At 66.8% G+C, this 12,386-nt stretch carries 10 protein-coding genes; all 10 read right to left on the reverse strand.

What is annotated here, in order from left to right; all coding sequences use genetic code 11:
- Positions 1–12: 12 nt before the first annotated feature.
- Positions 13–1,683: a ribonuclease J gene (locus FHT36_RS20060; RefSeq protein ID WP_169124250.1), complete on the reverse strand. Its 1,671-nt coding sequence runs from the start codon at positions 1,681–1,683 to the stop codon at positions 13–15.
- A 172-nt stretch (positions 1,684–1,855) separates the two neighbouring features.
- Positions 1,856–2,623 (reverse strand): biotin--[acetyl-CoA-carboxylase] ligase, encoded by a 768-nt coding sequence (locus FHT36_RS20065; protein WP_169124251.1) that lies wholly within the window; start codon positions 2,621–2,623, stop codon positions 1,856–1,858.
- A gap of 4 nt (positions 2,624–2,627) precedes the next feature.
- Positions 2,628–4,058, reverse strand: coding sequence for an NADH-quinone oxidoreductase subunit NuoN (gene nuoN, locus FHT36_RS20070; protein WP_169124252.1), 1,431 nt, complete (start codon positions 4,056–4,058; stop codon positions 2,628–2,630).
- Positions 4,059–4,074: 16 nt separating this feature from the next.
- Complete coding sequence (locus FHT36_RS20075; protein WP_169124253.1) at positions 4,075–5,586, reverse strand: NADH-quinone oxidoreductase subunit M; 1,512 nt, start codon at positions 5,584–5,586, stop codon at positions 4,075–4,077.
- A 2-nt stretch (positions 5,587–5,588) separates the two neighbouring features.
- Positions 5,589–7,514, reverse strand: coding sequence for an NADH-quinone oxidoreductase subunit L (gene nuoL / locus FHT36_RS20080; protein ID WP_169124254.1), 1,926 nt, complete (start codon positions 7,512–7,514; stop codon positions 5,589–5,591).
- Positions 7,515–7,518: 4 nt separating this feature from the next.
- Entirely contained in the window at positions 7,519–7,827 is a 309-nt protein-coding gene (gene nuoK, locus FHT36_RS20085; protein ID WP_024278575.1) for an NADH-quinone oxidoreductase subunit NuoK, read from the reverse strand.
- Positions 7,828–7,838: 11 nt separating this feature from the next.
- The gene (locus FHT36_RS20090; RefSeq protein ID WP_169124255.1) at positions 7,839–8,447 is read right to left on the reverse strand and encodes an NADH-quinone oxidoreductase subunit J; all 609 of its coding nucleotides are present in this window, start codon (positions 8,445–8,447) and stop codon (positions 7,839–7,841) included.
- 198 nt (positions 8,448–8,645) lie between these two features.
- On the reverse strand, positions 8,646–9,134 hold the full coding sequence (nuoI, locus tag FHT36_RS20095; RefSeq protein WP_024278573.1) for an NADH-quinone oxidoreductase subunit NuoI: 489 nt from the start codon (positions 9,132–9,134) through the stop codon (positions 8,646–8,648).
- Positions 9,135–9,177: 43 nt separating this feature from the next.
- Positions 9,178–10,197 carry an NADH-quinone oxidoreductase subunit NuoH gene (gene nuoH, locus FHT36_RS20100; RefSeq protein ID WP_169124256.1) on the reverse strand — a complete coding sequence of 340 codons (1,020 nt, stop codon included), beginning with the start codon at positions 10,195–10,197 and terminating at the stop codon, positions 9,178–9,180.
- A 50-nt stretch (positions 10,198–10,247) separates the two neighbouring features.
- A complete protein-coding gene (nuoG, locus tag FHT36_RS20105; RefSeq protein WP_169124257.1) occupies positions 10,248–12,326 on the reverse strand; it encodes an NADH-quinone oxidoreductase subunit NuoG in 2,079 nt (692 codons plus the stop codon).
- Positions 12,327–12,386: the final 60 nt, after the last annotated feature.

Below are 12,386 nucleotides of genomic sequence, written 5' to 3' on the forward strand. Positions count from 1 at the left end.
CCTCCGCATCGCTCACACCTCCAGCACGTGGACGTGGCAGACCGGCTTCTTGCCCCACACCGCGTTCACCGCCGAACGCACGGCCCGCTCCAGGCTCTCCGCCAGCGCCTCGGGATCGCGGCGACGGGCCTTGGGCAGGTTGTCGAGGGTGGCGACCACCGTGTCGAGCACGTGGTCGAGCATGTCCACTCCGCCCTCCCCGCGCTCCGGCACACCGGTGATCTCGACGGAGGGATCGCCGGCAAGGCCGCCCTGCTTGTTCACCGCGACGGCGATGGAGATGGCGCCCACGAAGCTCAGCTTGCGCCGCTCGGGAATGGCGCGCGCGCCCTCCGCCAGCAGCAGGCGGCCATCCTTGTAGAGGCGGCCGAAGGGCACGTCGTCCACCCGCTCGGCCGGGCCGGGCGCGAGGCGGATGACGTTGCCGTCATAGCAGTTCAGCACCTCCGGCACGCCGAGGCGGCGGGCGAGCAGAGCGTGCTCGTGCAGGTGGAGCGCCTCGCCATGCACCGGGATCGCCACCTGCGGGCGGATCATGCGGTACATCTCCTCCAGCTCGCCGCGCCGGGGATGGCCGGAGACGTGGACGAGGGCCGTGCGATCGGTGATGACCTCCACCCCGCGCTTGATGAGCGCGTTGACGATGTGGTTCACCACCTTCTCGTTGCCGGGAATGGTGCGCGAGGAGAACACCACCTGATCGCCCGGCGACAAGGCGATCTCCGGATGGTCGTCATCGGCGATGCGGCGCAGGGCGGCGCGCGGCTCGCCCTGGCTGCCGGTGAGGATGGCCACCACCCGCTCGCGCGGCAGATATCCATAGGCGTCCGCCCCGCGGAAAGCGGGAATGCCGTCCAGCAGCCCCTGCTCGCGGGCGACGCCGATGACGCGCTCCAGCGCCCGGCCCACCAGCACCACCTCGCGGCCATTGGCATAGGCCGCCTCGGCGATGCCGCGGATGCGGGCCACGTTGGAGGAGAAGGTGGTGAAGGCGATGCGGTGCTTCGCCTTGGCGACGATGGCCTTCAGCGAGGCCCCCACATCCGCCTCGGACGGGGAGATGCCGTCGCGGATGGCGTTGGTGGAATCGCAGATGATGGCGCGCACGCCCTCGTCGCCCAGCGCCTTCAGCCGCGCGATGTCGGTGGCCTCGCCGACGAGGGGCGTCGGGTCGAGCTTCCAGTCGCCGGTATGCACCACAAGCCCGGCCGCCGTGCGGATGGCGAGGGCGTGGCTGTCCGGGATGGAGTGCGACACCGGCACGAATTCCACCGAGAACGGCCCGATCTGCACCGGCTGGCGCGCGCGCACCACCTCGATAGGCAGCTCGGAAGGGGCTCCGGGCTCCCCGGCGCGCTTGGCTTCCAGCAGGCCAGCGGTGAAGCGGGTGGTGTAGATGGGGCACTTCAGGCGCGGCCAGAGGTCCAGTACCGCGCCGATATGGTCCTCATGACCATGGGTCAGCACGAGGCCGGCGATCTTCTTGCGCTCGGTCTCCAGGAAGCGGATGTCGGGCAGCACGAGGTCGACGCCGGGCGCCTCATCCCCCGCGAAACTCATGCCGAGATCGACGATGAGCCATTCCCGCGCCTTCTTCGGACCGAAGCCATAGAGGCCGAGATTCATGCCGATCTCGCCCACGCCGCCGAGGGGCGCAAAGACCAGTTCTTCCGAGGGTGCCATCAAAGGGTCACTTCCAAACGCAGCGCCCGGCGCGCCGGCGCATGGGAGCGCCGACGAGCGCGTGACGCGCCAAACAGGAAAAGCCCCGCGACGCGAGGCTCAGGAAAAGGCGGGCGGGCATATGATGGAGCCCCGCCGCCGCATTGCAAGCCTTCAGACCCCGCCGCGACGATCAGTCGGGCTTGCCGAGGGACACATCCCCCGCGGTGATGATCTCGGCCACGCCGTCCCGACGCCGCAGCATCATGGCGCCGCGTGTATCGATGTTCTCGAAGCGGCCTACCACCTCGCGCTCGCCGATCTTGACGCTCACCTGATCGCCCATGCCGAGGGCATGGCGCATCCAGTCCGAGCGGATGGCGGGAAAGCCCGCGCCGGCGTTCCACTGGTTGAGGCGCACCGCCATGGCAAGGTCGAGCGCTTCCAGCATTCGGTCGGGCGCGGTGGGCGCCCCGAGGGCTTCGAGGCTCGTCGCCTTGTAGGGCAGATCCTCGGGATGATGCAGGCAGTTGACGCCGAAGCCGATGACCGCGGCGGGGCGGCCGTGCGGATCGGTGCCGCCCTCCACCAGGATGCCGGCCACCTTGCCGCCCTCGATCAGGAGGTCGTTCGGCCACTTGAGCTTCATGTGCTCGGTGGCGATCTGCGGCGCGGCGGAGATCACCGCATCCCGCAGCGCGAGGCCGGCGACGAAGCAGAGCTGGGCGAGGTTCGCAACCGGCGCCGGATTGGGCAGCACCAGGGTGGCGAAGAGATTGCCGAGCTCAGACGTCCACGGACGGCCGCGGCGTCCCCGCCCGGCCGTCTGGATGTCGGCGACCAGCCACACCGGGAAGGTCTCGCCTCGCTGGAGGCGCGCCATCCCCTCGGCGTTGGTGGAGCCGATCTGGGTGAAGCGGACGATGGGAACCGTGGAACCCTGGAATTCGTAATGAGCCATCGTCTCAGAAGAGCGAACGGGCAGCGGCACTCGCAGCCTCGATAAGAGGAGCGGGATAGACGAAATAGAAGATGGTGAAAAGGCCACTCACCGCCAGAACCGCCTTCAGCTCGGTCGGCATGGGGTCGAAGGCGTCCACCGGCTCGTCGAAATACATGATCTTGACGATCCGCAGGTAATAGAAGGCGCCTACCACCGAGGCGAGCACGCCCACCACGGAGAGGCCATAGAGGCCCGCCTGGATGGCCGCGACGAAGACGTAGTATTTGGCGAGGAAGCCCGCGAGCGGCGGGATGCCGGCCAGCGAGAACATCAGCGCGCCCAGCATCAGCGCCATCAGCGGATTGCGGCGGGCAAGACCGGCGAGGTCGTCCACCGTCTCCACCGCCTGGCCCTTGCGGCGCATGGTGAGCACGCAGGCGAAGGTGCCGAGCGTCATCATCAGGTAGATGGCCATGTAGACCAGCACGCCGCGCACGCCCTCGGCGGTGCCGGCGGCGAGGCCGACGAGGGCGAAGCCCATGTGGCCGATGGAGGAGTAGGCGAGCAGTCGCTTGATGTTGCGCTGGCCGATGGCGGCGAAGGCGCCGAGCACCATGGAGGCAAGCGACACGAAGGCGACGATCTGCTGCCACTGGTGCGAGACGTGGGGGAACGCCTCGATCAGCACGCGCACGAAGATGGCCATGCCGGCGACCTTCGGGGCGGAGGCGAAGAAGGCGGTGACCGGGGTGGGCGCGCCTTCATAGACGTCCGGCGTCCACATGTGGAACGGCACGGCCGACACCTTGAAGCACAGGCCCGCCACCAGGAACACGAGGCCGAAGATGAGGCCGATGCTCGGCTCCTTCGCCACGGCGGCGATCTGCAGGAAGTTCACCGAGCCGGTGAAGCCGTAGATCAGCGAGGCGCCGTAGAGCAGCATGCCCGAGGAGAGCGCGCCGAGGACGAAATACTTCAGGCCCGCCTCGGTGGAGCGCACCGAGTCGCGATTGATGGCGGCCACCACATAGAGCGAAAGGCTCATCAACTCGAGGCCGAGATAGAGGGCGATGAGGTCGCCGGCCGACACCAGCATGAACATGCCGAGCGTGGCGATCACCACCAGCACCGCATATTCGAACTTCGCCTGCTTCTCCCGCGCCTGCCAGTCCACCGACATGATGAGGGAGACCAGCGCGCCGATGGAGACCAGCACCTTCATGAAGCGGCCGAAGGGATCGATCACCAGCGAGCCGTTGAAGGCGGAGACTTCGGTGCCCGGCTGAAGCAGCACCAGCACGCCCGCCGCGGCGAGCACCGCGATGGCAAGGCCCGTGACCAGATTGGCCGAGCCCTCCCCGCGGAACGCGCCGATGAGGATCAGCACGATGGCCGAGACGGCGAGCACCAGTTCCGGCAGGACCGCGCCGAGGGGAGGCAGGAGCTGCGACATGAGGCGTCCTCGAAAATCAGAAGCTCAGCAGCAGGGCGGTCTTCACCGCGCCGGCCACGGAATCGGTGCGCGCGACGACCGCGTTCACCGCATGGGATGTCATGTTGAGGATGGGCGCGGGCCACACGCCGAACAGGATGGTGAGGATCACCAGCGGGACCATGATGACGATCTCGCGGGGCGAGAGATCCATCATGGACTTCAGCTTCTCCTTCTCCAGCGGGCCGAACACGACGCGCCAGTAGAGCCACAGGGCGTAGGCCGCGGAGAGGATGACGCCGGTGGCCGCGAAGAAGGCGACCCAGGTGTTGCGCTCGAAGGCGGCGAGCATGGTCAGGAACTCGCCGATGAAGCCCGACGTGCCCGGCAGGCCCACATTCGCCATGGTGAACACCATCAGCACCGTGGCGTAGAGCGGCATGCGCTTCACGAGGCCGCCATAGGCGGCGATTTCGCGGGTGTGCAGGCGGTCGTAGATGACGCCCACACACAGGAACAGCGCGGCCGAGACGAAGCCGTGGGAGATCATGAGGAACATGGCGCCCTGCAGGCCCTGCTCGTTCATGGCGAAGATGCCCATGGTCACGAAGCCCATATGGGCGATGGACGAGTAGGCGATCAGCTTCTTGATGTCCTCCTGCACCAGCGCGACGAGCGAGGTGTAGATGATGGCCACCACGGAAAGGGTGAACACCAGAGGCGCGAAATAGTGGCTCGCCTCCGGGAACATGGGCAGCGAGAAGCGCAGGAAGCCGTAGCCGCCCATCTTCAGGAGCACGCCCGCCAGGATGACGGAGCCGGCCGTTGGCGCTTCCACGTGGGCATCAGGCAGCCAGGTGTGCACCGGCCACATGGGCATCTTCACCGCGAAGGAGGCGAAGAAAGCGAGCCAGAGCCAGAACTGCATGCCCGACGGGAAGCCGAACTGCATCAGGGTGGGCACGTCCGTCGTGCCGGCCTTCCAGTACATGGCCATGATGGCGAGCATCATCAGCACGGAGCCGGCCAGCGTGTAGAGGAAGAACTTGAAGGCCGCATAGATGCGGCGCGGCCCACCCCACACGCCGATGATCAGGAACATCGGGATGAGGCCGCCCTCGAAGAAGAAGTAGAAGAGGACGAGGTCGAGGGCCGTGAAGGTGCCGAGCATCATGGTCTCGAGCACCAGGAAGGCGATCATGTATTCCTTCACGCGCTTATGCACACTCTCCCAGGAGGCGAGGATGCAGAAGGGCATGAGGAAGGTGGTGAGGATGACGAAGGGCAGCGAGATGCCGTCCACGCCCATGTGGTAGGAGGCGAGATCGCCGAGCCACGCCTTCTTTTCCACGAACTGGAAGCCGGGGGCCGAGGCGTCGAAGCCCGGCAGCAGCAGCAGCGACACCAGGAAGGTGACGAGCGTGGTCCACAGCGCCACCCAGCGGGCGTTGCGCGCGGAGACCTCGTCGTCGCCCCGCACCACGAGGATGAAGAGCGCCCCGACCAGCGGCAGGAAGGTGACGACGGAGAGGATGGGCCAGTCGGTCATCGTCACACTCCGGCGAACATGAACCAGGTGATGAGGGCCGCGACGCCGATCAGCATCACGAAGGCGTAGTGGTAGAGGTAGCCGGTCTGCAGCCGCACCACCCCGCGGGTGATGTCGAGCACGCGGGCCGAGACGCCATCCGGGCCGAAGCCGTCGATGATGGTGCCGTCACCACGCTTCCACAGGGTGCGGCCGAGCCAGAGGGCCGGACGCACGAACAGGAAGTTGTAGATCTCGTCGAAGTACCACTTGTTCAGGAGGAACTGGTACAGCGCGTCCTGCGACTTCGCGAGCTGCACGGGCACCTTCGGGTTCACCAGATAGAACCAGATGGCGAAGAGCGAGCCGATCACCATCATCACCGTGGGCATGTAGGCCGCCCAGCCGGGGATCTCGTGCATGGCGTGGAGAATGTGGTTCTCCGCCCCCATGAAGATCGAATGGCGGAAGAAGTGCTCCACGCCGTGCCCGACGAAGATGCCGTGGAAGGCCCAGCCCGCGAAGATCGCGCCGAGGGACAGCACGGCCAGCGGAATGGTCATCACCAGCGGGCTCTCGTGCGCGGCCTCATAATGATGGTGGTCGTGCGGGTGACCCCAGAAGGTGAGGAAGATCAGGCGCCAGGAATAGAAGGCGGTGAGCGCCGCGGCGATCACGGTCATCCAGTAGCCGTAGACGTGGAAGTAGTTGTGGCTCGCATAGGCCGCCTCGATGATGGCGTCCTTGGAGTAATAGCCGGCGAGGAACGGGAAGCCGGTGATGGCCAGCGTGCCGATCACCATCGTCCAATAGGTGAAGGGGATCTTCTTCCGAAGGCCGCCCATGTGCCGCATGTCCTGCTCATGGTGCATGGCGTGGATGACCGAGCCGGCACCAAGGAAGAGCAGCGCCTTGAAGAAGGCGTGCGTGAGCAGGTGGAACATGCCGATGGAATAGGCGCCAGCGCCCATGGCCACGAACATGTAGCCGAGCTGGGAGCAGGTGGAGTAGGCGATCACCTTCTTGATGTCGTTCTGCACCAGGCCGACGGTGGCGGCGAAGAAGGCGGTGGTCGCGCCCACCAGCATCACCACGTTGAGCGCCGTCTGCGACAGCTCGAAGATGGGCGACATGCGCGCCACCATGAACACGCCCGCGGTCACCATGGTGGCGGCGTGGATGAGGGCCGAGACCGGGGTCGGGCCTTCCATCGCGTCCGGCAGCCAGGTGTGCAGCAGGAACTGGGCGGACTTGCCGCACGCGCCGACGAACAGCAGCAGCGCGATCACGGTCGGCGCATCCCAATGGTGGCCGAGGAAGGTGATGGTCTTGCCGGCAAGCCCCGGGGCGGCGGCGAACACCTCCTCGAAGGCGATGGAGCCGGTCATCACGAAGATGGCGAAGATGCCCAGCATGAAGCCGAAGTCGCCCACGCGGTTCACCACGAAGGCCTTCATGGCCGCCGCGTTCGCCGAGGGCTTCTCATACCAGAAGCCGATGAGCAGGTATGAGGCGAGGCCCACGCCTTCCCAGCCGAAGAACAGCTGGAGCAGGTTGTCCGCCGTCACCAGCATGAGCATGGCGAAGGTGAACAGCGAGAGATAGGCGAAGAAGCGCGGCCGGCTCGGATCCTCGTGCATGTAGCCGATGGAGTAGAGATGGACCAGCGAGGACACGGTGGTGACGACGATCAGCATGATCACCGTCATGGTGTCGATGCGGAACGCCCAGTCGACCTTGAGGTCGCCCACATAGATCCACTTCATCACCTGCACGCGCGTGTCGTGGTCACCGAAGCCGACCGAGAAGAACGCGATCCAGGAGAGCAGGCACGCGACGAACAGGAAGGAGGTGGTCACCACCTCGCTGGCGCGGTCACCGATCTTCTTGCCGAACAGGCCGGCGATGAGGAAGCCGAGAAGGGGGAGGAAGACAATCGCCTGATACATGGCCTCAGCCCTTCATGGCGTTGATGTCCTCGACGGCGATCGAACCGCGGTTGCGGTAGAACACCACGAGGATGGCGAGGCCGATGGCCGCCTCGGCTGCGGCGACGGTGAGCACGAGCAGCGCGAACACCTGGCCCGTCAGGTTCCCGAGGAAGGCGGAGAACGAGACGAGGTTGATGTTCACGGCGAGCAGGATCAGCTCCACCGACATGAGGATGACGATGACGTTCTTCCGGTTGAGGAAGATGCCGAGCGTCCCGAGCGTGAACAGGATCGCCGCGACGGTCAGATAGTGGGAGAGACCGATGTCCATGCCCATCCCCCTCAGAGGCCCTGGCCGGGACGCACCTTCACCACCTCGATGGTGGAGGAGCGCGTCACCTGAGCCGTGATGTTCTGCCGGCGCACGTTCACCTTGTGGCGCAGCGTGAGCACGATGGCGCCGATCATGGCGACGAGCAGCACGAAGCCGGCGGCCTGGAAGAAGTAGATGTAGTCCGTGTAGAGCACCTGCGCGATGGCGCGCACGTTGCTCTCCGTGGCGATGCCGCCGGGCGAGGACTTCACCGCCGAGGAGACCCCGGGGCCGGTCACCCACGCCCCCACCACCAGCACCAGCTCGGCGAGGAAGATGAGGCCGACCACCACGCCCACCGGCAGATATTGCAGGAAGCCCTGGCGCAGCTCCACGAAGTCCACGTCGAGCATCATCACGACGAAGAGGAAGAGCACCGCCACCGCGCCCACATAGACCACCACCAGGATCAGCGCGAGGAACTCGGCGCCGATGAGGATGAAGAGGCCCGCCGCGTTCACGAACGCGAGGATGAGGAACAGAACCGACTGCACCGGGTTGCGGGAGGAGATCACCATGAAGGCGGACGCCACCAGCACGAAGGCGAAGAGATAGAAAAACGCTGCCGCGACGCTCATGCGCGTAGCCCCCCTGCCCGCGGCGCGCCCGCGCCGGTCATGTCCGGCCCCGCAAGGCGGCCGGCCCCTCTGATGTCCTGACGCATCCCGAAAACCCGACGCATCCCGAAAGTCCGATCTATGGCGCAGCGCGTCGCCACGCGTCGCCGGTCCCGTTCCAGAAGACCGGCAGGATGCCGGCCGTGTTCGTTTCGCCGCTCAGCGATAGGGCGCGTCGAGCGCGATGGACCGCGCGATCTCGCGCTCCCACCGGTCGCCGTTCGCGAGCAGCTTTTCCTTGTCGTAGTAGAGTTCCTCGCGCGTCTCGGTGGCGAACTCGAAGTTCGGTCCCTCGACGATGGCATCCACCGGGCACGCCTCCTGGCAGAAGCCGCAATAGATGCACTTCACCATGTCGATGTCGTAACGGGTGGTGCGGCGCGTGCCGTCATTGCGGCGCGGGCCGGCCTCGATGGTGATGGCCTGCGCCGGGCAGATCGCCTCGCACAGCTTGCAGGCGATGCAGCGCTCTTCCCCGTTGGGATAGCGGCGCAGGGCATGCTCGCCGCGGAAGCGCGGCGAGAGCGGGCCCTTCTCGAAGGGATAGTTCAACGTCGCCTTGGGCTTGAAGAAATAGCGCATGGCGAGGAAGAAGCCCGAGACGAGCTCGGTGAGAAAGATGGCGCGCGCGGCCTGATCGAGCTTCACAGGCGCTCTCCCCGAAGGCTGTGCGAAAGGGCGGAAGGAACGGTCATTGCGGCGCCGTCCCGGTGAAGTGCAGCACGCCCGCGACCACCACGACGGCGACGAGGGAGATCGGCAGGAACACCTTCCAGCCGAGCCGCATGAGCTGGTCGTAGCGATAGCGGGGCACCATGGCCTTCGCCATCGCGAACAGGAAGAACATGAAGCAGAGCTTGAGGACGAACCACACCAGCCCCGGCACCCAGGTGAAGGGCGCGAACGGGATGGGCGAGAGCCAGCCGCCGAGGAACAGGATGGTTCCCATGGCGCACATGGTCATGATCGCCACGTACTCGCCGAGCATGAACAGGAGATAGGGGGTCGAGCCGTATTCGGTCATGAAGCCCGCCACCAGCTCCGACTCCGCTTCCACGAGGTCGAAGGGCGGGCGGTTCGTCTCGGCCAGGGCCGACACGAAGAAGATGACGAACATGGGCAGCAGCGGCAGCCAGTACCAGCCGAGGAATCCGAAGCGGCCGTTCTGCGCCTCGACGATCTCCGAGAGGTTCAGCGAGCCGGCGCACATCAGCACGGTGATGATGACGAAGCCGATGGAGACTTCGTAGGACACCATCTGCGCCGCGGAGCGGAGCGCGGCGAGGAAGGGATACTTCGAGTTCGAAGCCCAGCCGCCCATGATGATGCCGTACACGCCGAGCGACGAGATGGCGAAGATATAGAGCACGCCGACATTCAGGTCGGCGATGACCCAGCCCGGTGCGATCGGCACCACCGCCCAGGCGGCAAGCGCCAGCACGCAGGTGACGAGCGGGGCCAGAAGGAAGATCGCCTTGTTGGCGCCCGACGGGATGGTGGGCTCCTTCAGCACGAACTTGAGAAGGTCGGCGAAGGATTGCAGGAGGCCGAACGGCCCCACCACGTTGGGACCGCGGCGCAGTTGCACCGCCGCCCAGATCTTGCGGTCCGCCAGCAGGATGAAGGCGATGAAGATCAGGAGCGCCACGAGCAGAGCAAGGCTCTGCCCGAGGATGATGAGCACCTGGATGAGGGTGTCCTGCCAGTTCATGTCCGCGTTTCCGTGAAGCTCGCAGCCGTCCGGTTCACCGTGCCCATCGCCTACTCCGCCGCTTCCGCCGCCGCCGCAAGGCGCAGCGCGGAGCATTCGGCCATCACGGCGGAAGCCCGCGCGATGGGGTTGGTGAGGAAGAAGTCCTCGATCACCGGCGCGAACGCCGTCTTGTCCACGCTGCCGCCGACACCCGCGAGGGCCGACACGGCGCCGGCATCCGCCTCTGCCGCCTCGTCGATATGGCCGAGGTGGGGATAGGCCGAGACGAGCTGGGCGCGCAGCGCCTGCATGTTGTCGAAGGGCAGGGTCTGGCCCAGCACCTCGGACAGCGCCCGCAGGATCGCCCAGTCCTCGCGCGCCTCGCCGGGCGGAAAGGCGGCGCGGTTGGCGAACTGCACCCGGCCTTCCGTGTTCACATAGATGCCCGACTTCTCGGGATAGGCGGCGCCGGGCAGGATCACGTCCGCCCGGTGGGCGCCGCGATCACCGTGGGTGCCGAGATAGACGACGAAGGCGCCGGGGGCGACCTCCACCTCGTCCGCGCCCATCAGGAAGGCCACGTCCAGCGCGCCGGGGGCGGTCATGGCCGCCACGTCGAGCCCGCCGGGGCCGGGCACCGCACCCACATCGAGGGCGCCGACGCGGGCCGCCGCGGTGTGCAGAACGCCGAAGCCATTCCAGCCGTCCTTCACCGCGCCCACGGCAACCGCCACGCGGGCGGCCAGCGAGAGCACCGCCGCGCCATCCGGCCGGGCCAGCGCGCCCTGGCCGACGATGACCAGCGGCCGCTCGGCCTTGCGCAGGATGTCGCCGAAGGCGGACGAGCCGGCGAGATCGGCGAGGCTGTCGGGGCCGGCGCCGAGGTAGTCGTAGGTGTAGGTAAGGTCCACCTTGGTGCCGATGAGGCCGATCTTCAGCCCGCCCTGGCGCCAGCGCTTGCGGATGCGCGCATTGATGACGGACGCCTCATGCCGCGGGTCGCTGCCCACGAGGAGGATGGCGTCGGCCTGCTCGATGCCGGCGATGGTGGGGTTGAACACGTAGGACGCGCGGCCCAGCGCCGGATCGAGCTTGGCGCCGTCCTGGCGCGCGTCGATGTTGGCGGAGCCGAGCTTGCCCATGAGCGTCTTGAGGGCGAACACCTCTTCCACGCTGGCAAGGTCGCCGATGAGCGCGCCGATCCTGGCGGGGGCGGTGCCCTTCACCTTGGCGGCGATGGCGGCGAAGGCCTCGCTCCAGGTGGCGGGCACGAGGCGGCCATCCTTGCGCACATAGGGGCGATCAAGGCGCTGGACCTTCAGGCCGTCCCACACATAGCGGGACTTGTCGGAGATCCACTCCTCGTTCACCGCGTCGTTGTTGCGCGGCAGGACGCGCATGACCTCGCGGCCGCGGGTGTCGATGCGGATGTTGGAGCCGACCGCATCCATGACGTCGATGGACTCGGTCTTCACCAGCTCCCACGGCCGGGCGTGGAACTGGTAGGGCTTGTGGGTCAGCGCGCCCACCGGGCAGAGGTCCGCCACGTTGCCCTGCATCTCGGAACGCATGGCGTGCTCGAGATAGGTGGTGATCTCCATATCCTCGCCACGGCCGATGGCGCCGAGGTCGGGCACGCCGGCGACTTCCGTGGAGAAGCGCACGCAGCGGGTGCACTGGATGCACCGGTTCATGGAGGTCTTGACCAGCGGGCCGATATACTTGTCTTCCACGGCGCGCTTGTTCTCGGCGAAGCGCGAGGTGTCCGCGCCGTAGGCCATGGCCTGGTCCTGCAGGTCGCATTCGCCGCCCTGATCGCAGATCGGGCAATCCAGCGGGTGGTTGATCAGCAGGAACTCCATCACCCCTTCACGGGCCTTCTTCACCATGGGGCTCTTGGTGAGCACCACGGGCGGCTCGCCGTTGGGGCCGGGGCGCAGGTCCTTCACCGCCATGGCGCAGGACGCCGTGGGCTTGGGCGGACCGCCCTTCACTTCCACAAGGCACATGCGGCAGTTGCCCGCGATGGACAGCCGCTCATGGAAGCAGAAGCGCGGAATCTCGACGCCCGCCGCCTCGCACGCCTGAAGCAGCGTGTATTCGGCAGGTACATCGACCTCGGTTCCGTCGACGACGATCTTCGCCATCACTTCCACCTCACCTTGTGCCGCGCTCTGCACGGCCGGGGCCGAACGCACAGCGCCCGC

The organism is Xanthobacter sp. SG618, from assembly GCF_012932745.1.
Taxonomy (GTDB): Bacteria; Pseudomonadota; Alphaproteobacteria; order Rhizobiales; family Xanthobacteraceae; genus Xanthobacter; species Xanthobacter flavus.